The following is a 22,937-nucleotide window of genomic DNA, read 5'->3' on the forward strand; positions in this document are numbered from 1 at the left end:
CAATATATCCGCAAAAATACTGATTCATAACAAATACCCATTGCAAATTTACTTGGACAACTCCAGCTACAGCCATACAATATAGGCGTTTGGTCTATGATGCCTGCAGTAAATCGCCACTTTATGTCACAACCTCATATCGCAACTTTATGCAGCGGTATTGTAGCTGTAGTGGTTATAGTGCATAGCCATGATCCGGAAATGCAGCTCACCGGCTCAGATGATAAAAATGGCTACGAAACTGGATTGAGCTGCATTTCTCTGAAAAACACCGGGAAGAGAGAGACGGTCTATGAGTCAATATAACCATATACTCGTTGCTATTGACCTGTCTGACGAGGCAGACGATGTTCTGGATAAAGCAAAGTCTCTTGCAGAAACCTACCAGGCAAGACTGACACTGGTGCATGTGGTTGAACCACTGAGTGTGGCTTATGGCAGTGATATCCCACTGGACCTCACAACCCTTCAGGATGAAATCACCCAGCAGGCCAGAGAGCGTATTTCGCGTTTGGCAGAGAGTATTAATCTGGACAAGGGCGAACAGCATGTCGTTTATGGCCGCCCGGAAAGAGAAGTACATCGCATCGCTGACGAATCAGACGTTGACCTGATCGTTGTTGGAAGCCACGGCAGACACGGTCTGGCCCTGATCCTCGGCTCAACATCAACCAGCATTCTGCATGGTGCGGGCTGTGACGTTCTGGCGGTGAGAGTGGGTAAAAATAACAACCATAAGTAAGAACAGAAGTGGTGAGTTAACATTTAGCAGATATCTGTTCTTAAGACTGCACGCTGCTGACTGTTGACTCCCGACTTAATAAAAATACTATCTCATGGTTGAGGACTTGTTCGCATCTTCTTTAAATAATCGAGCCACTCCGTGAATTTCATCAAATAATATACACGTTTTATCAGATCTCTTTTCTGTAACTTTGCTGTTTTGTCACGTAGACGTTTTCTCAGTTCTTTTCTCTGTAACTTTGCTGCCTCGTCCATGGTTTCATTAACTTGTTCAGAGTCATGAGAGACAAAAGTTGGAAGCAAGCCAATAGTTGTGCCAGGAAGCAGTTCCCATAATTCAAATGATTGAAACACCAGATCCTTAAATCCGACGATGAGGATTTCCAGTATGACGCAATAATCATTTTGATCAGGAAAAGCTCTGTGTAATTGTTGGTTTATATAATATTTGATGTGTACCAATAGTTTTCGAAATAATTCAGGTTCCAGATTTCCCAAAGAAGTGAATGTTAGAGTTATCCAAATCTCGATTTTTTTAAATAATGCCTTTTCTTTGCGCTCATAGTTATAAAAGGTTGTCGTTTTTCCTGATGCTCTGAAATATTTCTTTATATTAACAATATCTGTCTCTACGTGTGAATACCTTGATTGATCGAAAGGGTCAAGCATCAGACTTATGACATCAATCAGATTCAAGAACTGATTACACCAGGCCACTAATTCAGGTTCTTCATTACCATGCTCTTGTATTAGCTCCAGCATATGATCAGCTGATCTTTGCTGTCGCTTATAGATCGCTATTCTATGACTATTAATGTTATTGTTGAGCAGTTTGGCAGCGTCTATTAATAATAAATCGACTGATACAATATTGGATTGCCCAGACTCTAAGGGTGCCTCCAATTGCTGCAAAAGTTTCATGCGTTCTGTATCAAAAGATTTCAGACCAGAAAAGACTGAAGACGATTTTGTAACATTTTCTTTTAAAACATTTTTATCTTTTATCGGTTTACTTTTACCTAACAGCTCATCTTTATGCCAGTGAAGTCTGGATATTCCAGCTATTTCAGCAGCGTGAAGCAGGAATGAAGTAAAAAAACATGGGCCCTTTGAGAGGAAGCTCCGCTTGAATTTATGGCTGCATAGTAAGCCAACAGCAAATACGCGAGGCTCTCTTGTTGTTGCGAATTGTTAAGATCGACAGGCGACAGAGTAACTTGGAGATAAGATAGAGCCTCCATGATTGCATTCTGATTTTGATCAAGGTCGACGTGAAGACTAGCCTTGACTTGCTCAATCATGCTTGCAATGGTGAGATTATTACCCGGGGACATTTCCGGAATCTTGTTCAACAGCGTGGTTAAAGTGTCTTCTGAGAGGCCTGAATTTAATTTGCGGATAATTTCTGCAATTTGTTCACGGGACATTGGCGGCAGCGAAAGGTTCATCAAAGGTTGCATCTGCGGTGCTTCAGCTCCCTGCGGTTCTCCCTGAACCTCAATCTCATTGACGTCTTGTTCATTCCCGGTGTTCATGGCAAAGATAAGATGGGTATCATTTGGGTTGATTAAGGTAAACCTCCCCGTAAGAGCATTATGGTTAATCAAGTCGGGTAGAAAGTCGGACTCTTTTGTTCCCTTTCCTTCAAAAAATATTTCATCCACCGGTGTTAATAAAGGATTTGCCGCCAGCAATGCCATACAGGGGCAAGCCATGATAATACCAAGGGAACCGGCGACTAGCTGACTCGCCCTGGTACAATGGGTCAATATTGATAGCCTTGTTGTTTTTGATAATTGAGAAATGGACTGGCTGACCATTCTACTTCCTAAAGGTTTGAGGAACCCTCGTAAAGTAGACCAGAGATCGCAATAATGCCCGATTCTGGTCACGAATATCAGATCTGACACTCACCGGTTCATTGTCGTCTTTGGGAGCCTGTCGGACTTCAGCATCCGTCTGGGCGACCCCGTCTGGGCGACCCCGTCTGGGCGACCCCGTCTGGGCCCCCCGCAGCGAGGATTACGAGAAATTTTCAGACCAATTATCGCAACCGAACCGATGCATGAATGCAGGAGCCAGAGCAACGCAGGAGCAGTTGCTGCGTGGGATTTACACCTTCTGCTGTGTCAATAATCCTGTTCAGAATCACTCCCGTCAGAATAACTTTTGTAATCACTACTATCAGTATCACTTCTTTCAGATTCACTCTCGTAATTGAATTCAGAAACCTCCGTACTCCAACCAATTAAATAGTCGAGCCATTTCGAGAATTCATTCAATAACTCCAGACGTTTCATCAGGTCTTTTTTCTCTAACTTTGCTGCCTCGTCATCCATGGCTTCGTTAGCCTGTTCAGCGTCATCAGCGCCAATAGTTGTATCAGGAGGCAGTTCCGATAAATTCAGTGATTGCACCACCAGAGCCTTAAATCCTGTAGTGAGGGTTGCCAGTATGACGAAAGAATCATTTTCATCAGGAAAATCTACATGTAATTGTTGGCATATATAATATTTGATATGTACCAACAGCTTTAAAAATGTTCTAGGTTCCAGACTTCCCAAGTCAATGATTTTCTCTGCTATTCCTTTTTTTATTTCTTTAAACAATTTCTTTTTTTTGCGCTCACTGTTATAAAAGGTTGTCTTTTTACCTGATGCTTTGAAATATTTCTCTATGTTAGCAATGTCTGCAATCACGTCCCAACACTCCGGATGATCGAAAGGGTCAACCATCAGGCTTATGATATCAATCAGATTCAAGTACTGATTGCCCCAAGCCACTAATTCAGGTCTTACGCCACCATATGCTCGTATTAGATCCAGCATATGCTCAGCTGATCTTCGCTGTCGTACATATTTCGGCATTCCGTGCTTGTCAATGTCATGGTTAAGCAGTTTAACAGCGCCGCTTAATAATCCAACGACTGATACATTATCGGGTTGCCCAGACTCTAAGGGATTCTCCAATTGTTGCAAAAGCTTAATGCGTTCTGTTTCAAAAAATTTCAGACCAGAAAAGACTGAAAATGATTTCGCAACATTTTCTTTTAAAACATTTTTATCTTCTATCGGTTTACGTTTACCTAACAGTACCTCTTTATGCCAGTGGAGTCTGGATAGTCCAGCTATTTCAGCAGCGTGAAGCAGGAATGAAGTAAAAAAAACATGGGCTCTTTGAGAGGAAGCTCCACTTGAATTTATGGCTGCATAGTAAGCCACCAGCAAATACGCAAAGCTCTCTTGTTGTTGTGAATTGTTAAGATCGACAGGAGACAGGGTACCCAGGATATAAGATAGAGTTTTCATAATTGCATTCTGATTTTCATCAAGGTCAACGTGAAGACTGGCCTTTACTTGCTCAATCATAGTTGCAATGGTTAGATTATTACCCGGGGGCATTTCCGGAATGTTGTTCAACAGCGTGGTTAGAGTGTCTTCTGAGAGGCCTGAATTCAATTTACGGATAATTTCTGCAATTTGTTCGCGGGACATTGGCGGCAGCGAAAGGTTCATCAAAGGCTGCATCTGCGGTGCTTCAGCTCCCTGCGGTTGCTCTTGAACCTCACTCTCATTGACGTCTTGTTCATACCCGGTATTCATGGCAAAGATAAGATTGGTATCATTCGGGGTGGCTAAGGGAAACCTCCCTGTAAGAGCATTATGATTAATCAAATCGGATAGAAAGTCAGACTCTTTTGTTCCCTTTCCTGCAAAAAATCTTTCATCCACCGGCGTTAATAAAGGGTTTGCTGCCAGCAATGTTGAGCAGTGGCAAGCCATAATAATACCGAGTGAACCTGCGACTAGCTGACTCGCCCTGGTACGATGGGTAAATATTGATAGCCTTGTTGTTTTTGATAATTGAGAAATGGACTGGCTGATCATTCTACTTCCTAAAGGTTTGAAGAACCCTCGTAAAGTAGACCAACGATCGCAATAATGCCCGATTCTGGTCACGAATATCAGACCTGACACTCACCGGTTCATTGTCGTGGTCTGATTCTAACGACCTGCTCTCCATAGAGCGTACTTTACCTGATTCCAGAATTTCAACAGTGGCCCGGGCAGCTCAAGCATTTCAACATCCATTTCGTTGCAGCCTCGTTTATGGCCAACAGATTGGCTGACCTCCCGAACAGTCTTGCCAGCCAGCAAGCGGCTGAGTTCTCCAGCGGTCAATGCCTTAACAGGAACACGACAAATGTTTACTGGAAAAAGGAAATTTTTTCTTACTTGAGAACATTTTACTTACCGAATTACACCTTCTGGCTTGTCAACATCATCCCTGTCAGAACCACTGCTGTTAGAATAACATCGGGAATCCTCACTATCAGAATCACTACTCCAACAATGATAAGGAACAGAGAGACGTCTACCATAGAAATAATCGAGCCATTGCACGAATTCATCCAAGTGATTTAACCGTTTTTTCAGGCGTTTTCTTTTCCTCTTCTTCTCTTCTTTGCTAGGCTCTTTGTCTTCTTGTCCGCTTGCTGCCCGGTCTTGCATGGTATCATCAGCTGGCTCAGCGACATCAGACCTGATAGACCTGTCAAGCGCTTCCACTAAATCATATGATTGCAACTGCAGGGCCTTAAACCCTTTAGTGATGGTTTCCTGTATGACTTGAAATTCATTTTCATCTGGAAAAGCCACTTGTAATTGTTGGCATATATAAAACTTCATCTGTACCAACACTTTTAGAAATGATTTAGAGTCTGGATTTTCCTGGCCAAAAAATTCAACTGCCATTGCTTGTTTGATTTCTTTAAGTAATTTCCTTTTTTTACTCTTATAATTATAAAAGGTTGTCTTTTTACCTGTTTTTTTGAAATATTCCTCCATGTTAAAAATATTTGTAATCAAGCCTCTCTCTTCTGGATCGAAAGGGTCAAGCATTGGGCTAATGGCATCAATCAGATTCAGGTACTGATTTCCCCAAGCCACTAATTCAGGTTCTTCGCCACCATATTCTTGTATTAGCTCCAGCATGTGCTCAGCTGATGTTTGCTGTCGCTTATACATCGGTATTCTGTAACTATCAATATTATGGTTGAGTAATTTAGCAGTGTCTCTCAGTAATGCCTCGACTGGTACATTGGGTTGCTCAGATTCTAAGGGATCCTTCAATTGTTCCAATAGCTTAATGCGCTCTGCTTCTAAAGATCTGATACCAAAAAAGACTGAAGATGATTTTGCAACATTTTCTTTTAAAACATTTTTATCTTTTATCGGTTTACCATTACCTAACAGTAGATCTTTATGCCAGTGGAGTCTTGATATTCCAGCCATTTCAGCAGCGTGAAGCAGGAATGAAGTAAAAAAAGTACGAGCCCTTTGAGAGGAAACACTGCTTGAATTTATGGCTGCATAGTAAGCCATCAGCAAATAGGCGAGGTTCTCCATGTCATGCGGATTATAAGGATTGACAGGAGACCCGGCACCCTGGGTATAAGACAGGGCTATTATGATTGCATTCTGATTTTGGTTAACGTCAACGTTAAGACTAGCCTTCACTTGCTCAATCATGCTGGCAATGGTCGGGTTATCACCGGGGGGCATTTCCGGAATATTGTTCAACAGTGTAGTTACTGTGTCTTCTGAAAGTCCTACATTCAATTTACGGATAATTTCAGCAATTTGTTCACGGGACATTGGCGGGAGCGAAAAGTTCATCAAAGGCTGCATATACAGTGCTACAGCTCCCTGCGGTTGTTCCTGAACCTCACTTTCATTGACGTCTGGCTCATTCCCGATGTTGATGGCAAAGATAAGATTGGTATCATTTGGGGTGACTAAAGGAAACCTCCCTGTAAGTGAATTATGGTTAATCAAATCAGATAGAAAGTGAGACTCTTTTGTTCTCTCTCCTTCAAAAAATCTTTCATCCACCGGCGTTAATAAAGGGTTTGCTGCCAGCAATATTGAACAGTGGCAAGCCATAATAATACCGAGGGAACCTGCGACTAGTTGATTAGTCTTAGCACGATTGGACAATATGGATGACTTTGTCGTTTTTGGTAATTCAAATATAGAGTGGCTGATCATGCTAACTCCTCAAGTGTTCGAATGTCTCCAGGAGCCTGACCGAGAATAGCGCCCGTAGCGAGGACGGCAGGCTGCTAGAAAAGTAGACCAGGGATCACAACTACACTCAGATTTATGTTTCAGGAGCTTGTTTTAAGCCAGTCCTTCACGGTAACAGCTCCTGCATTGCGCAGACCGCTGACAGCCTGTTATCTTTTTTTCGTACTTGCGAACATTTGACTTACTGAGTTACAGCTTCGGTGTATCAATATCGCTCCCGTCTGAATCAGTCCAGTCAGGGTTACTGTCAAAATCACTACTGTCAAGATCACTACTGTCAGTATCATTTTTTTCAGATTCACTACTGTCAGCAGAATCAGGAACCATTTGACTAGTACCAAAGTAATATTCAAGCCATTCGACGAGTTCTTTTAAGTACTTTATTCGTTTTTTCTGGTTTCTTTTTCTCTTCTCTTCTTCACTAAGCTCTGTTCCTTCATGTTCCTTAGCTGCCTCATCATGCATGACTTCATCAACCTGCACAGTATCATTGGAACCAATAGCTTTATCAGGAAGCAGTGCCAATAAATCATATGATTGTTCCAATAGAGCCCTGAATCCAATAGCAAGGGTTTCCTCTATGGTGTCGCAATCATTTTCATCAGTAAAAGTTAAGTGCAATTGTTGCGCTACATATATTTTTATGTATAAAAACAATTTCTTAAATGCTTTAACATCTTGATTGTTTTGATCATGCATCACTTCCATTGATACTTTTTTGAATTCTTCAAACAAATCCCTTCTTTTGTCTCTACCGGAATAAAAGGTCGTATCCTTACCTGATTTTCTAAAATAATCCTCTATATCTTCAATATTTACATTCGGATATTCACATTGTGGCGCGAAAGGGTTAAGAACCAGACATACGACATCAACCAAATTCAGGAAATGATAGTTCCAGGCTATTAATTCAGGTCTATCTTCACCATATTCTTCTATTAGTTCCAACATTCGTTCGGATGATTTTAGCTGTCGCTTATGACTCGACATTCCGTTCCTGTCGATGCCATCGTTCAGCAGTTTGGCTGAGTCTCTTAGTAATGCATCGACTGATATACTGGATTGCTCAGACTCTGAGGGATCCAGCACTTGTTGAAAAAACTTGATGCGTTCTGTTTCCAAGACTTTCAGACCAGAGAATACCAAAGATGATATTGCAACATTTTCTTTTAAAGAAGCTTTATCTTTTATCGGTTTATTTCTACCTAACAGTTGAGCTATGTGCAGATGGTGGAGGAATCCAGACATTCCAGCCATATCAGCGGCATGAAGCAGAAATGAAGTAAAAAAAGCATGGGCACTTTGAGGGGAAGCACTGCTTGAATTTATGGCTGCATAGTAAGCCAGCAAAAAACAGGCAAGGCGCTGTTGATGTTCTGAATTGCTCGGATTAACAGGGGACTGGGTCCCCTGAATATAAGATAGAGTTTCCAGGATTGCATTATGATTTTGGTCAATGTTAATTTGAAGACTCATCTTCACTTGCTCAATCAAGCCTGCAATGGTCAGGTTATCACCGGGAGGCATTTCCGGAATATTGTTCAACAGAGTGGTTATGGTGTCTTCTGAGAGGCCTGAATTCAATTTCCGGATAATTTCAGCGATCTGTGCACGGGACATTGGCCGGAGTGGAAAGTTCATTAATGGCTGCATCTGCGGTGCTCCAGCTCCCTGCGGTTTTTTCCGGCCCTTTCTCTTATTTATGCCATGCTCATTCCCGGAGTTCATGGCAAAGATAAAATCAGTATCATTAGGGGTGATGAAAGGAAACCTACCCGTAAGGGCATTATGGTTAATTAAAGCGGATAAGTAGTCAGACGCCTTGGCCCCCTTTTCTTCAACAAATCTTTCATCGAACGGCGTAAACAAAGGGTTTGCTGCCAGCAGTTTTGAGTAAGGGCAAGCCATGATAACGAGACCAAGGGAGGCTGCGAATAGCTGATTAGTCTTACTTCGATGGGGATATTTCGAGGACCTTGTTGTTTTCGTTAACTGAGACAGCGAGTTACTGATCATTCTGCTTCCCTTAGTCTTTAAACGCCCCTCATAAAGTAGTCCAAGGATCACAGCAATGCTCAATTTTAAGCTTTAGTCACCAATATCTGAACTGACACTCACCGGTATATTGTCGTCTGTAACCTCAGCTCTTACCCATCGTGCTTTCTTAAATAACGGTTTGGTGAATTGTTCAAGTTAATTGATAGCTCGAGGCTTATGGAGTACCTGCTATCATTGCTGAACGTATATTGAATCATAAGTACTGCCCTGACCGGAGACCTTGAGCTGTCTGGTTGACGGGCTGTAACTTCTTAAGTTTTCTTGACAGAATCACAGAAAAATCAATAAATTGATAGACAAGTACTTCAGAAAATAACAACGAACTATCCAATGATACCTTCTTATTTTGCTACTGCACTCAGGAATATGATTCATCCATTAGACGATTTGAGCGATAAAGACCGCTATCTGTTTGGCTCGAAAGAACAGTCACGATTTGTTTTTGGCAGATGTCCTTCTACCGAAAAGAGACACTTGTACCCGGACCCATCACAAACTCCTGATACCCTGTTACATGCCAGAAAAATAACCAGATTATCTCACGATAATTTTAAACAGAATGATCGCAGTTTTGAAAAAATAGTGAACGACTGTAAAGCTGCATTTAATCTGGGAAGAGTAGCAACGGTTGTTCAAGGGCGGAGGCATACTTATTATGCATACTTTCTTGCGAGACTGGACGGCTGGCTCAGCCATTTTGAATCAGTACCCATGTTTCAGTGGAATGAAAACAGCACTCTGAGTAAATGTGAAGACTTGGTCAGCGCTATAGACCAACTGCCTAATTATTTTAATTATTATAAGAAGGTTGGGGCTTTTACACGTAAGGCTTGCGCCCTTCTTCTTTCAGAAATGAGTATTGAAGAAATTCGACAATCTCTTATTGAACACGAAAAAGGTGAAAAGCGCTTCTCTTTGCGGTTATATCACCTTTTAAAGGGTATTTGCCGTGCTTCTGAGGAGGCTGAAGAAGTGCAGACCATGCTGGATCACACAGAACAGTGCAAAGGCTTTCCTGTGGAAGAGCTGTACCGGCTTTTTATTGATGAGGATCACTCGAAAGAGTACGGTTTAGGGCTGTTTTGTTATGAGGATGAGCCCGGGTACGCAGCCGCTATGCTAAGAGCCTTTAAAGAAGTTGGTAATATATTGGCTAATAAACCCCTGGATTACAGTAAAATTGAAGCCATTCATACTTTGACAACATCCGGGGTTTTGTCAAGCAATGAAGATGTGGCCATTAAAGACATCTCCTGGAACGAAGGCAGCGTTTTCTATAAAAGAGGCATAAACTTGACAGAGGATGGTTTAGAAGAAATAACGAGACTGGCTAGTGTGAACAATTTTCCAAAAATAGAAAGGCTGAATTCTGATACATATCTTGTTGATTTTGATTATAAAGATCACAAAGGTATGGAGTTATCAAAAAATTATTGCCAAACCTTTGAGAAAAAGTTGCAAGAAATAACTGAAACTGACAGCCAACGGCGACAGGATGCAATTATTCATGCCATTGTTGAACTATGTCGGAATCTTCAGCATACCCACCCTTTCAGAGATGGGAATGCCAGAACCATCGGCTGTATTCTGCTGAACGGACTCCTTCTGCGAGAAGGTTTTTCACCCACCATAATTGATGATATTAATAAATTCGATGCTTACAGTGTGAAGGAGCTGGTTCAAATCCTTAAGAAAGGGCAGCAATATTTTCAAACGCTTCGCAAGTAATCATAGTCAGCCATTGATCTAAAGTAACTTTTGTTAACCTGATGCGTTTGATCATTGCAGAAAAAACCAGCCTGGGCAGAACCATAGCCGATGTTCTGCACCGGCCACATAAATAAAAACAGAAGCTGTGAGTGAAATGCTGGCAGATATAGGACTGCACATTAACGACTGCTAACTCCCCACTTAATACCGAAGGTTTTCAACTCATATTTTCGAGTTCTTCCCAACGCTGCATCTTCTCTTCAATATCCTGATTGACGGCTTCCAAACGTGCGAGAGTGGTTTGAACAATTTCCTGATCACTCTGATAAAAGACAGGATCGGCGACAGTTTCTTCCAGCTGAATCAACTCTTCTTCTAACGTTTCAAGCTCTCCCGGCAAAGCATCCAGTTCACGCTGAAGCTTGTAACTGAGTTTTTTCTTTTTCGGTTCCGACCGGGATTGAATGCCGGGTTCAGGTTCAGCCTTCTTTTCTGGCTTGCTGGTTTGCGCTTGCGCAACCAGTTGACTGACCTCGCCTCCCTGTCTGAGCCAATCTTCAAAACCACCCACATACTCTTTAATCCTGCCTTCAGGCTGGAATACGAGGGTACTGGAAACCACATTATCGAGAAATTCACGATCATGGCTGACCAGCAGCACCGTACCCTCAAAGTCCACCAGTAATGACTCAAGGAGCTCAAGCGTTTCGACGTCCAGATCGTTGGTTGGCTCATCCATGACCAGCAGGTTAGCGGGCTTACTGAACAACCTTGCCAGCAGCAAACGATTTCGCTCTCCGCCAGACAAAGCCTTTACAGGAACACGACAACGGTTAGCGGGGAACAGGAAATCTCCGAGATAGCTGATCACGTGCCGACTGGCACCGTTAATCATGATGCTCTCACGGCCTTCAGCCACGTTATCTATGACCGTTTTTTCAAGATCCAGTTGATTTCTCAACTGGTCAAAGTAGGCTACTTCCAGCTTGGTGCCTTCCTTGATAGAACCGGATTCAGGTTGAAGTTGCCCCAGCAAAATACTTAATAATGTTGATTTGCCAGCACCGTTGGCGCCAATCAATCCGATCTTGTCGCCCCGGATCACCCTGAGATCAAAATCTTTAATAATGTGCCGACCTTCCCAGGACTTTGAAATACCCCTGGCTTCCATCACCAGCTTACCGGAACTACCGCCCTGCTCCAGAGAGAAGCTTGCCTTACCCTGAACTACCCGGCGCTCCATTCTTTCATTTCGAAGCACTTTCAACGCTCTGACACGGCCTTCATTACGGGTTCTTCGTGCTTTGATACCCTGGCGAATCCAGGCTTCTTCCTGAGCCAGCTTTTTATCGAAAAGCGCATTCTGTTCCGCTTCCACTTCCAGTGCATGGGCTTTTCTGTCCAGGTAAGTTTTATAATCACAGTCCCAACTGGTCAGGATACCCCGATCGAGCTCGACAATCCGGGTAGCGAGAGACTGCAGGAATGAACGATCGTGGGTGATAAACAGAAGAGCGCCCTGAAAATCAAGCAGCTGCTTCTCAAGCCAGTCAATGGCAACAACATCAAGATGGTTAGTGGGTTCGTCCAGCAATAACAGATCAGGTTCACACACCAGTGCCCTTGCCAACTCTACCCTTCTGCGCCAGCCACCGGAGAGTTCCTTCATTTTCTTCTCTTCCGGCAGACCCAGTTTCTGAATCACTGTGTCTACCTTCTGCTGAAGACTCCAGCCATCGGCAGTTTCCAGCTTTTGCTGAACTTTTTCCAGAGCTTTTATATCTTCATCCGACTGAATATTCTGGGACAATTCGTGAAACTGACTGATCCAATCGCCCACTTGTTCAAGGCCGGAAGCCACGACATCGTAAACTTTTTTCTCATCCTGCTCAGGAAGATCCTGGTTCAGAACGCCAATACGCATACCCGGCTTTCGCCAGATGCTGCCATCATCTGCATCGATTTTGCCGGATACCAATTTCATCATGGTGGACTTGCCAGCACCATTACGTCCCAGCAAACAGACCCGTTCACCTTTACGTATCTGAAACTCAGCGCCATCCATCAGGGGATGATCGCCATAGGCAAGGTTTATATTGTCAAATCTTAGTAATGGCATTCTCGAGTTAACCTGTCCTTTTCAACGTCCTGCAACTGCGATAACACAGGATTAAAAGTGCCACCAAGCATACCTGCTTAAGTGTTTCGAGCCAAAAAATCCAGGCAAAAATCCACAGTTCACGATAAGGCTATATTTGTTTTGCGGTCGGCTGTTCTTTGCCATTGTTTCGAACAAAGCGGTTTAACCAAAGCGGCCTGGAGAAAGATTAGCCAAAGTGGCGAAGAATGGAATGTTTTCAGGGCACGACCATCTCAACCAATGTTGCCAATCCCGGACCGGGAAGCTCCATTTCCAGTACAGCTGCATTGCCAGTCATAAAGCCGGGTCCCTGATGAATTGATCCTTCGCAGAGCAGTCCGGTTAAAGCGCCGACAAGAGGCATATGACTGGCAAGAACGATATTTCCCTGAGCAGGCAGTTCTGAGATAACAGCCATCGGATCGTCGTCTGGAGTAATGCAATCCATTGTTTCCAGGGAGCAGCCCAGCGTTTCTGCCAGAATCCTGCCGGACTGCTGAGCCCTGAGATAAGGACTGGCCAGTATCCTGTTAATGCCAAGATGGGTCAGCTTCGAAGCTGTGCTGAGCACTTCTTGCTGACCCATGCCCGTTAAAGGTCTTTCCTGATCATTTGGCGCTGACCAACTGGCTTGTCCATGACGCATTATGATCAGTTTCATGATTAGATACCTGTTTGTTTAAATGAGCTGATATACGACTGAATATATACAATTTTGGATACAAAAACAGCTACATCCTGTCACCCTGTGAAAGTCCGGATTTCTGGCTCATTCGACAACATCTCAACACGAATTCAGGCATCTTTCTCATCACTGACAGGCTCTTTCTCTCCGGGCCAGTCACTGAATGGGTAAGGCTTGGTGTCGGCGTTATAAGTAACAAACTGGATAATCTGATAAAAATATTGATTCAGCCCGGCTGAGAAATCCAGCAACCGTGAATTCGGTTCAGATTTAATAAACCCGTGAATCACCTGAATAATGGCAATCAATAGAATCAGCAACCCGACAATATGGGCCAGCATGTAAAACAACACCATGAACAACAGCCTGAGCCATCGGGACTCTGATTTCAGATTATCTAACACTTTCTCATCCATAAAAAAACCCTCGCCGTTTTTGTTAATGGATATGCGTCATTAATTGACAATATTAAGGAAGGAAAGCCCTCCAGCCCTTCATCTGACCATAAATTCGACATCAGTTTTCTGTTCTCGAAGCATCATACCGCGCACCAGCTGATTGACATCAAACTCTTTGAAGATGACCATATGCAATGCTTCAACAATCGGCATATAGACTTCCAGCTCAACCGCTTTTTGCCTGACCTGCTGTAAGGTATTAACCCCCTCTGCGACCTGACCCAGTTCAGCTTCAGCTTCTTCCAGGGTTTTCCCCTGACCCAGAGCATAACCAACCCTGAAATTACGGCTGAGACTGGAAGTACAGGTGGCGACCAGATCCCCTACCCCGGACAGTCCGAGAAAAGTCATAGGGTCCGCACCAAGCTTGACAGCAAAACGACTCATTTCTGCCAAACTGCGGGTTATAAGCATACTCTTGGTATTTTCACCCATACCCATGGCCGCCCCGATACCCGAGACAATGGCATAAATATTTTTCAGGGCACCGGCCAGTTCAACGCCATAGACATCCCGATTGGAATAGACTCTGAAGTAATCCGAATGCAGCACCTTTTGTACTATCTCACACAACTCGTTATCTTCACTGGCAATCACGGTCGCCGTCACTGCTTTGGCGATAATTTCCCTGGCCAGGTTGGGGCCACTGAGAACACCCACTCTGGCTGAGTCAAGTTCCTCATTCAGAATTTCACTCATCAGGTCAAAGGTGACCGGTTCGATCCCCTTGGTGGTACTTATTACCATTTTGCCTTCCAGTGCATCGCCCGCCATCTGAACCACTGAACGGAAGGATTTGCTGGGAATGGCAATCAGGACAAGATCTGCAGATGAGACTGCGGCCTTGATATCAGTACAAGCCTGAACCGAAGGATGAATGGTAAAATCCGGTAGATAGCGATGATTAATATGATCCCGGTTAATCCCCTTTACCTGCTCATCACTGCGCATCCAGAGTTTAACCTGATGACCGTTGTGAGCTGATATATCAGACAGTGCCGTACCAAAGCTGCCTCCACCCAGGATGGCTATGGTATACTGCTTGCTATCGTTATTCGGCGTCATCATTATAATTTCGGCTTCATTTCTCTTGATCTGGTGCAAATCAGCCTATTGGGCAGGCCATGAGTCAAGAATCATCTTTTCAGCCTCAAGCCGGGGAAAAATGATTCGAACAAATAATACAATACCTGAAACGTTTATTGCATGGGCTAAGTACATAAGTTAGTGCATAAGTCGGTATTGCGTTTTTCAAGGCACAAAAAACCCTGACCATTAAGGTCAGATCTTGATTAAATGTCACGAGAGCTGCCACATCTGTTGTTTTTTTGTTAATTTCAACAGAATTCGATGATGACAGTCTGAGACCGGTGGTATAGTGCACGCCGGAACGATAGTAATGAATTCCCGTGATCAGTGATCAGCCAGAAAGGGAGTCGATGTACCCGTGTCACCCCTGCCTTATCGGGCGACCATGTCATTTTCCAGGAATAATGAACGAATGAAGCAACAATCCTTCGATAAAGACGACCTGCTCCGCTGTTCACAGGGTGAGCTTTTCGGGCCAGGCAATGCCCAACTGCCAGCACCCAACATGCTGATGCTGGACCGTATCGTTCGGATCTCTGAGGAAGGCGGTAAATACGGTAAGGGCGAAATCGTTGCCGAGCTGGATATCACTCCAGACCTTTGGTTCTTCGACTGTCACTTTCCGGGCGACCCGGTTATGCCTGGTTGCCTGGGTCTGGACGCTATGTGGCAGCTGGTCGGTTTCTATCTGGGCTGGATGGGTAATCCCGGTCGTGGCAGGGCGCTGGGCAGCGGTGAAGTCAAATTCACCGGCCAGATTCTGCCAACTAATAAGAAAGTGACCTACCAGATCAATATCAAGCGTATTATCAGTCGCAAACTGGCGCTGGGTATTGCTGATGGAACTGTCAGTGTCGATGGACGTGAGATTTATACTGCCGATGGGCTCCGGGTAGGCCTTTTCCAGAGCACCGACGCATTCTGATTCATTCGGATAATTCAGGTTTAGATTAATGAAACGTGTTGTAGTTACAGGGATCGGCATTACCTCCTGCCTGGGAAACACCCAGAGTGACGTGGCCGACAGTCTCAAACAGGGAAAATCCGGTATCAGCTTTAACGAAAGCTACGCTGAAAAAGGCTTTCGCAGCCAGGTTTCCGGCACTGTCGACATTGACCTTAGCGAGCATATTGATCGTAAAACCCAGCGTTTTATGGGTATGGCGGCTTCTTACGCCTACATCGCCATGAAGCAGGCAATTGAAGATTCTGGCCTGTCAGAAGAACAGGTTTCCAACCCAAGAACTGGCCTGATTGCTGCATCCGGTGGCGCCTCATCCGAAAACATTGTCGAGGCCGCTGACATCATGCGTGAAAAAGGTGTCAAGCGTGTAGGCCCTTACCGTGTCACCCGAACGATGGGCAGCACAGTATCTGCCTGTCTGGCGACCCCATTCAAGATCAAAGGCGTCAATTACTCCATTACTTCTGCCTGTGCTACCAGTGCTCACTGCATCGGTAGTGCGGTTGAACAGATCCAGCTGGGCAAACAGAATGTTGTCTTTGCTGGCGGTGGTGAAGAAGAGCACTGGTCACAGACCGGCCTGTTCGACGCTATGGGCGCACTGAGTTGCAAGTACAACGACAGCCCGGACAAAGCTTCCCGAGCTTACGATGCTGACCGGGACGGATTTGTCATTGCCGGCGGTGGTGGCATGGTGGTTCTGGAAGAACTGGAGCACGCCAAAGCCCGTGGTGCCAAAATTTATGCAGAAGTCGTGGGTTACGGTGCTACTTCTGACGGTTATGACATGGTTGCTCCTTCCGGTGAAGGGGCTTCCCGTTGCATGCGTCTGGCTCTGGAAACGGTTGCCGGTCCTGTCGATTACATCAATACCCACGGTACATCTACTCCCGTTGGTGATGTAGCAGAACTGAAAGCACTGAAAGAAGTCTTTGGTGACACAATGCCTGCCATCAGCTCCACCAAGTCCCTCTCCGGTCACTCTCTGGGAGCGGCTGGTGTCCAGGAAGCGATCTACTGTCTGCTGATGATGAAACACAACTTCATCGCGGCTTCAGCCAACATAGAGACCCTGGACGAGGAAGCCAGAGATCTGCCCATTCTGGTCGGTAAAGCTCGCGAGCAGAAACTGAACCGCATCATGTCTAACAGCTTCGGTTTTGGTGGCACCAACGCTTGTCTGGTATTCCAGAACTACGAAGACTGAAGGGATTCAGATTTCCGGGTGTTTCAGAAGAATGATGGAGCCTGGTTTTATGGTTATGCTCCATCATTTATGTCCGGGAGCTTTGGCTGTGGCAAATTCAACTAACAATGCTCAGATAACGTTTAAAAGCGTCCTCCTCTGCTTCAACGACCATTGCTATGAAGTCTTGATAGCACAGGCTGGTATGAGCTTTATCCAAAGCTTCATAATAAGCAAGACGATTTTCCGCTCTGATAATGACGGGTAAGTAACCACTGCTCATTAAGTCAAAGTTCATCAGCAAGCGGGCTGTACGGCCATTGCCATCGACAAAAGGATGAATTCCTACAAAATCAACATGCAGCCTCGCTGCCCTCTCAACAGGATGGTAATCCTGATTTTCATAGTGATTTTCATAGCCATCCACCAGTTCCGTCATTAACGACTGCAAGTGCAGGTGTTCAGGAGGTATGTGTTGAGCACCTGCAATCATTACATTTTCCTGTCGATAGCAACCCGCATTAGTGTTATCAATATTTTTTAATAGCAACTGATGAATAGACTTAATCAGTCGTTCACTGAATGGCTCATCTCTTGCGATTACAGACTCTACCCACTCAATGGCCTCCCGGTGATTAATGGCTTCAAAATGCTCCCTGATTGACTTGCCGCCAACAGTAATACCCTCAAGAACCACCTTGGTTTCCTTGAGAGTCAAGGTATTACCCTCTATCGCATTGGAATGATAAGTCCACTCAAGCATCATTGCTTCATGGAGCGACTGGACACTGTTTTTTGGCAGGGGCCTGAGGGCATCCAATTGGGCTTTGAGAGCATCTATGGTTTCAAACATACCGTGAGTAATCCATTGCGATCGTACTTGTGCCCATTATATGGCAAACAGGTTGCTTATGCTCTGGGTCATCAGTAACGGCGCAACTGTCATCCTTTCTATGCCACTCTTTGTTATTCTGGCTTACTTTATGGTTAGTATTAATTAACAAAATAATGAATTACTGTTCGTTTTATCTGTCAATACAACCAAGCCTGAAATGCAGTAGGATGAAAAAGCCGCCTTCCAGGAAGGCGAAGCCAGCTGATCGGGAACTTACAAAAATATCACGGACTGTATGACAATGAACCCAGTGACAGAAACAAACTTACAACTTGCCCCTGCTTTAGCGCAAATAGGCATTTCAGACACTAGAGAGTCAGCACCAAAAGAATTAGCAACTCATCACTTAAAAGCTGATCAAAGCCAGCCATCGCAGGTTGAAGGGAAATCATTATCAGAAAGAAAGATTGGCTCCACCAATAAACTTTTGTTCCTTGATGAAGAGCACCACACGGAAATATTATATGCTAACCAAAAATGCGATGGAACAATCTTTTTTGAACAAATTGACAATCCAGAACTCTACGCTGAAGAAACTCTTGTGTATTGGAAGCTTAAACTTTTACCTTTTACTTTGAATGGAGTCAAACATTATAAAGTGCCAGCTAATACCCCTATTTTAAAGGAAGAATGTTTGGTTTCTTTGCCTTTAACTGAGGAAGCAAATATTGATTCATGTTATTTGAATCAAATAAAAAGCAGGCTGTCCTGTCTCTTTACAAAGGGCTTTGAGAATGTTTGCAAAACGGTTTTTCCTCTTGAAAATAAAGAAATTGATTCTCACGGTTTCTGTCACCAGCTTGTAAATTATTTGGCATTTGGTATGGATAAACAAAAGGATATAAAATTCAATGGGTGGTATGAAAAACTTCCTTTTGCTTCCATTCATACAGATGACAAAACAAAACTATGCATCGGAGATATTCTGCAATTATTTTCAAATGAAAAATTGATTCATAGTCTGTTTTATATCGGAGGTGGAAGATGTATAAGTAAGCATGGTCCGATTGATATATTTTTCCAATCTTTACCTGCTGCTCTGGAGACATACCCTTCAGAATCAATAAGGATCGTTAGATTAGCGCCTGAATATTATTCAAAACAAATACCGTTTAGAGTAAATTACTGATCCTTTTGGTTGCCTCTCTATGCCGATTTAGCTGTGACAGGTGGAAAGGATTTAGCCCCTAATTGAGGACAAATACTTACTTAAAGAGATGAAAGCATGAACGGAATAAATAACAAACCCAGTATTGACAGCTCCACCCCATCAACATCTAATCAACCGCCATCAGAAACACCAACTGTTGTCAGTATGGGTAGAGACATCAGTGTACATAACAAGAGTGAACTTTTGTCAGTCAATATTCCTCCCTCAGAAGGTGCAGCCCAATCAATTGCTCCGGAGAAAAAATCACAGCTTGTTAAGGAAGCTTTAAATGAAGCCACCTCTGTCTTTTCAAGATGTGTCTCACTTCATAATGAGGTAAAGGAAGACAGTAGATTGTTATCTCATGCTACTTCTGAAACATCGACTGCAGACACACAATGTTTGTCTGAAAAACCTCAGGCAGAAGCAAGAGCTGCCACCTTATCTCCATTAGAGTTGAGTATTAATGAACTAAAAGATAAAAATATATGCCACACAACGGTATCAGTTCTTGAAAAACATCTCTCTAAAGAAAAGTATTCAGTAACTCATACCTTCATGTTTGGCGAACAACAATTATACAAGGAATACATCAATGGCAATCCAGAAAATAATTATGCTTTTTCACACAGAATCAGTTACATAAACGATAATGTGAAAGTATATTCTCATGAATTTGTTATTCTGAGGAAAAACAACAGATTCCATATCTTACAGTCGATGGTAGACGCGTTTAGTCTTGATCAATGGCTGAATGGTGACTCTTCAACAATAGTCAAAAATAAAAAAAGCTTAAAAAAAACCAATGATATGATTTTGTTTTATCAGGAGAATAATTTGCCATCACTTTTTTCTAAAGAAAGGGAAGATGAAATAAAAAAAATGACAGAAGATTTAAATAAAATCGAACCATCATTTAATAAAATAATAAAAACAAGAAAAAACAAATCCTGCTCTAAAGCTATTTTTAACCAGAAGATTTTGCCTACATTGTTTTCAACCTTAGGCAATTCGGATGATCGTCCTTACTTTAGAATATTCTCAGCTTCAAGAAGATACTTAGGCATTGATCCAAAATATGAGATGTTTTTCGAAGTATACGATTTCCAAATATAAGTCGTGTTCCCGAAGTAATTCTGACTGAATACAGCAAACCAGTGAGAGTGGACCCATCACTCTACAAGAAAAAAAGGAAAAACCTTCATTTCAGGATTCATTCTCATTACAATTTTGCTGAGCTCGGCAGCAGTTTGAGAAAAGCCAGGTAGTTTCAGTTAAGTACTCAGCCATACGGAATCGAATATTTCTGGCTTATTGGGCAGGTGCTCTGCAAGGCGCAACGACGGGAACATAGCAAGCTATGTGACCAGAGTTGCAACGCAGTCAGAGTACCTGAACAATAAGTCAGAAAATATGATTTCGTATGGTTGAGTACTTATTGTCCAACTTAAAAAGGTATAACCATGAAAACACGTGCAGCTGTCGCCTGGGGGCCAGGCAAGCCTCTCACTATTGAGGAAGTTGACCTTCAAGAACCCCAGGCTGGCGAAGTCCTGGTAAAATTAACAGCATCCGGCGTATGTCACACCGATGCCTTTACCCTGAGTGGCGAGGACCCTGAGGGTATCTTTCCCTGTATATTGGGTCATGAGGGTGCAGGTGTTGTAGAAGCCGTAGGAGAAGGAGTTACATCCGTCGCGGTGGGTGATCACGTTATCCCGCTATACACTCCGGAATGCGGCGAATGTAAATTTTGTACCTCTGGTAAAACCAATCTCTGTCAGGCCATTCGTGAAACTCAGGGCAAAGGCCTGATGCCGGATGGAACCTCGCGTTTTTCAAAAGATGGGCAGCCCATTTATCACTTTATGGGTACATCAACCTTTGCAGAGCATACGGTATTACCTGAAATTGCCGTGGCAAAAATCAATCAGGCCGCACCATTGGATAAAGTCTGTTTGTTAGCTTGTGGAGTGTCTACCGGTATTGGTGCTGTTCTGAATACAGCTAAGGTGGAAGAGGGAGCTACGGTGGCTATATTTGGTTTGGGCGGTGTTGGCCTGTCGGCAGTTCAGGGCGCTGTGATGGCCAAAGCCGCACGCATTTTAGTGGTGGATATTAATCCCGATAAATTTCAAATGGCCAAAGACCTTGGTGCCACCGATTGCATCAATCCAAAAGATTACGATAAACCGATTCAGGATGTGATTGTGGAACTCACCGGGGGCGGAGTAGATTACTCATTCGAGTGCATCGGTCGAACTGAAACCATGAGAAGCGCCCTGGAGTGCTGTCATAAAGGTTGGGGTGAGTCGACGATTATTGGTGTCGCTGGCGCTGGTCAGGAAATCAGTACCCGTCCCTTTCAATTAGTCACAGGCCGTGTCTGGCGCGGCAGCGCCTTTGGCGGGGTTAAAGGGCGGACGCAACTGCCAGAGTATGTTGAAAAATATATGGCGGGTGAAATTAAAGTCGACGAAATGGTCACCCATACAATGCCGTTAGAAGACATTAATATAGCCTTTGAGCTGATGCATGAAGGTAAATCGATTCGCACTGTCATCGAATATTGACAAATGAGTGAATGAGGCTCGTGAATTCTACTCACTCGCCAGGTAACTTTTTAAGTGAATCAACAGACAAAACCAGCTATGAAAGAATTATCTCGTGTTAAATGCTTTGGTGGCGTTCAACTGCAGTATGAGCATGAAGCTGACACTACCCGCTGCACTATGCAGTTCTCGATTTATTTACCCAGTAAAGCCGAATCCGAAAAGGTTCCGGTTCTGTATTGGCTGTCAGGTCTTACCTGTACGGATCAGAACTTTGTGACAAAAGCGGGTGCCCAACAGTTTGCGCAAGAACATGGTGTTGCTATTGTTTGTCCAGATACCAGCCCTCGTGGAGAGGCTGTGGCAGACGATTCCGAAGGCGCCTGGGATTTGGGTTCAGGGGCCGGTTTCTATGTCAATGCAACAGAGCAGCCATGGGCTGAGCACTATCAGATGTACGATTATGTGGTGCACGAACTTCCAGCCCTGATCGAGGCTAACTTTCCCGTTACTGGTAAAAAATCAATCTCAGGGCATTCTATGGGTGGCCACGGCGCCTTGGTGATTGGTCTGAACAATGCCAATCATTATGAGTCAATTTCGGCTTTTGCGCCGATCGTAAACCCCAGTCAGTGCCCATGGGGACAAAAGGCATTTACTTATTATTTAGGGCACAACCAGGACGCATGGCTTGCCTACGACGCCACTGTATTAATTGCGAATCAGGCATACGATCGTGTTTTGCCTATTATGATTAATCAGGGTCTGTCGGACAATTTCTTGCAGCAGCAATTACTGACAAATCATTTCAAGTCGGCGTGTGATAAGGTGAATTACCCCATCCAGCTATCGATGGATGAAGGCTATGACCATAGCTATTTCTATATAGCCAGTTTTATCAGCGATCATATCGCTTTTCATGCCAGGGCCTTAAACTCTTCACTTTAAAAAGACATTTAAAAACTCAGTCTTAAGTACTCAACCATACGAAATCATATTTTCTGACTTATTGTTCAGGCACTCGCGGCAACTGCTCCTGCGTTGCTCTAGCTCCAGCATCCATGCAGTCGTGCTGCGTTGCAACTCTGGTCACATAGCTTGCTATGTTCCCGTCGTTGCGCCTTGCAGAGCACCTGCCCAATAAGCCAGAAATATTCGATTCCGTATGGCTGAGTACTTATTGATCATTTTTCGAATCAGAGTCCTGTTTTCTTGTT

At 43.8% G+C, this 22,937-nt stretch carries 18 protein-coding genes; 8 read left to right on the forward strand and 10 right to left on the reverse strand.

Going from position 1 to position 22,937, the window contains the following annotated elements; translation table 11 throughout:
* The first annotated feature begins 292 nt into the window (after positions 1 to 292).
* The gene (locus ACOJUO_RS20505; protein ID WP_317146481.1) at positions 293 to 742 is read left to right on the forward strand and encodes a universal stress protein; all 450 of its coding nucleotides are present in this window, start codon (positions 293 to 295) and stop codon (positions 740 to 742) included.
* Between the two features lie 92 nt (positions 743 to 834).
* On the opposite strand, the gene ACOJUO_RS20510 is transcribed toward ACOJUO_RS20505, so the two are convergent.
* From ACOJUO_RS20510 to ACOJUO_RS20530, 5 genes are all read right to left on the reverse strand, one after another.
* Positions 835 to 1,665 (reverse strand): hypothetical protein, encoded by an 831-nt coding sequence (locus ACOJUO_RS20510; protein WP_422137979.1) that lies wholly within the window; start codon positions 1,663 to 1,665, stop codon positions 835 to 837.
* A gap of 140 nt (positions 1,666 to 1,805) precedes the next feature.
* Positions 1,806 to 2,444 (reverse strand): hypothetical protein, encoded by a 639-nt coding sequence (locus tag ACOJUO_RS20515; protein WP_422137980.1) that lies wholly within the window; start codon positions 2,442 to 2,444, stop codon positions 1,806 to 1,808.
* Positions 2,445 to 2,873: 429 nt separating this feature from the next.
* Positions 2,874 to 4,631 (reverse strand): hypothetical protein, encoded by a 1,758-nt coding sequence (locus tag ACOJUO_RS20520; protein ID WP_422133784.1) that lies wholly within the window; start codon positions 4,629 to 4,631, stop codon positions 2,874 to 2,876.
* Positions 4,632 to 4,994: 363 nt separating this feature from the next.
* A complete protein-coding gene (locus ACOJUO_RS20525; RefSeq protein WP_422137981.1) occupies positions 4,995 to 6,794 on the reverse strand; it encodes a hypothetical protein in 1,800 nt (599 codons plus the stop codon).
* 228 nt (positions 6,795 to 7,022) lie between these two features.
* Complete coding sequence (locus ACOJUO_RS20530) at positions 7,023 to 8,741, reverse strand: hypothetical protein (protein WP_422137982.1); 1,719 nt, start codon at positions 8,739 to 8,741, stop codon at positions 7,023 to 7,025.
* Between the two features lie 480 nt (positions 8,742 to 9,221).
* Between ACOJUO_RS20530 and ACOJUO_RS20535 the strand changes: the two genes are divergently transcribed.
* Positions 9,222 to 10,619 carry a hypothetical protein gene (locus tag ACOJUO_RS20535; protein ID WP_422137983.1) on the forward strand — a complete coding sequence of 466 codons (1,398 nt, stop codon included), beginning with the start codon at positions 9,222 to 9,224 and terminating at the stop codon, positions 10,617 to 10,619.
* 199 nt (positions 10,620 to 10,818) lie between these two features.
* Here the strand turns inward: ACOJUO_RS20535 and ACOJUO_RS20540 are convergent, their stop codons facing one another.
* The 4 genes from ACOJUO_RS20540 to ACOJUO_RS20555 form a co-directional block, all read right to left on the reverse strand.
* The gene (locus ACOJUO_RS20540; RefSeq protein WP_422137984.1) at positions 10,819 to 12,720 is read right to left on the reverse strand and encodes an ATP-binding cassette domain-containing protein; all 1,902 of its coding nucleotides are present in this window, start codon (positions 12,718 to 12,720) and stop codon (positions 10,819 to 10,821) included.
* A 238-nt stretch (positions 12,721 to 12,958) separates the two neighbouring features.
* Positions 12,959 to 13,402 (reverse strand): phosphohistidine phosphatase SixA, encoded by a 444-nt coding sequence (sixA, locus tag ACOJUO_RS20545; RefSeq protein ID WP_422133790.1) that lies wholly within the window; start codon positions 13,400 to 13,402, stop codon positions 12,959 to 12,961.
* 134 nt (positions 13,403 to 13,536) lie between these two features.
* A complete protein-coding gene (locus ACOJUO_RS20550; protein ID WP_422133791.1) occupies positions 13,537 to 13,842 on the reverse strand; it encodes a DUF4389 domain-containing protein in 306 nt (101 codons plus the stop codon).
* 78 nt (positions 13,843 to 13,920) lie between these two features.
* The gene (locus tag ACOJUO_RS20555; RefSeq protein ID WP_422133792.1) at positions 13,921 to 14,952 is read right to left on the reverse strand and encodes an NAD(P)H-dependent glycerol-3-phosphate dehydrogenase; all 1,032 of its coding nucleotides are present in this window, start codon (positions 14,950 to 14,952) and stop codon (positions 13,921 to 13,923) included.
* Positions 14,953 to 15,385: 433 nt separating this feature from the next.
* Between ACOJUO_RS20555 and fabA the strand changes: the two genes are divergently transcribed.
* Complete coding sequence (gene fabA / locus ACOJUO_RS20560; RefSeq protein ID WP_317146541.1) at positions 15,386 to 15,898, forward strand: 3-hydroxyacyl-[acyl-carrier-protein] dehydratase FabA; 513 nt, start codon at positions 15,386 to 15,388, stop codon at positions 15,896 to 15,898.
* 28 nt (positions 15,899 to 15,926) lie between these two features.
* Entirely contained in the window at positions 15,927 to 17,144 is a 1,218-nt protein-coding gene (gene fabB / locus ACOJUO_RS20565; protein ID WP_422133793.1) for a beta-ketoacyl-ACP synthase I, read from the forward strand.
* 97 nt (positions 17,145 to 17,241) lie between these two features.
* On the opposite strand, the gene ACOJUO_RS20570 is transcribed toward fabB, so the two are convergent.
* Positions 17,242 to 17,976: a Fic family protein gene (locus tag ACOJUO_RS20570; RefSeq protein WP_422137985.1), complete on the reverse strand. Its 735-nt coding sequence runs from the start codon at positions 17,974 to 17,976 to the stop codon at positions 17,242 to 17,244.
* A gap of 283 nt (positions 17,977 to 18,259) precedes the next feature.
* Here ACOJUO_RS20570 and ACOJUO_RS20575 point away from each other — a divergent pair, with 283 nt between their 5' ends.
* The 4 genes from ACOJUO_RS20575 (at position 18,260) to fghA (ending at position 22,668) form a co-directional block, all read left to right on the forward strand.
* Positions 18,260 to 19,147, forward strand: a complete 888-nt coding sequence (locus ACOJUO_RS20575) for a hypothetical protein (protein WP_422137986.1) — start codon at positions 18,260 to 18,262, stop codon at positions 19,145 to 19,147.
* Between the two features lie 96 nt (positions 19,148 to 19,243).
* Positions 19,244 to 20,284, forward strand: a complete 1,041-nt coding sequence (locus ACOJUO_RS20580) for a hypothetical protein (RefSeq protein WP_422137987.1) — start codon at positions 19,244 to 19,246, stop codon at positions 20,282 to 20,284.
* Positions 20,285 to 20,631: 347 nt separating this feature from the next.
* A complete protein-coding gene (locus ACOJUO_RS20585; protein ID WP_422137988.1) occupies positions 20,632 to 21,741 on the forward strand; it encodes an S-(hydroxymethyl)glutathione dehydrogenase/class III alcohol dehydrogenase in 1,110 nt (369 codons plus the stop codon).
* 78 nt (positions 21,742 to 21,819) lie between these two features.
* Positions 21,820 to 22,668 (forward strand): S-formylglutathione hydrolase, encoded by an 849-nt coding sequence (gene fghA, locus ACOJUO_RS20590; RefSeq protein WP_422137109.1) that lies wholly within the window; start codon positions 21,820 to 21,822, stop codon positions 22,666 to 22,668.
* The last annotated feature ends 269 nt before the right edge of the window (positions 22,669 to 22,937 follow it).

It is taken from the genome of Endozoicomonas sp. ALC020, assembly GCF_049275935.1.
Taxonomy (GTDB): Bacteria; Pseudomonadota; Gammaproteobacteria; order Pseudomonadales; family Endozoicomonadaceae; genus Endozoicomonas_A.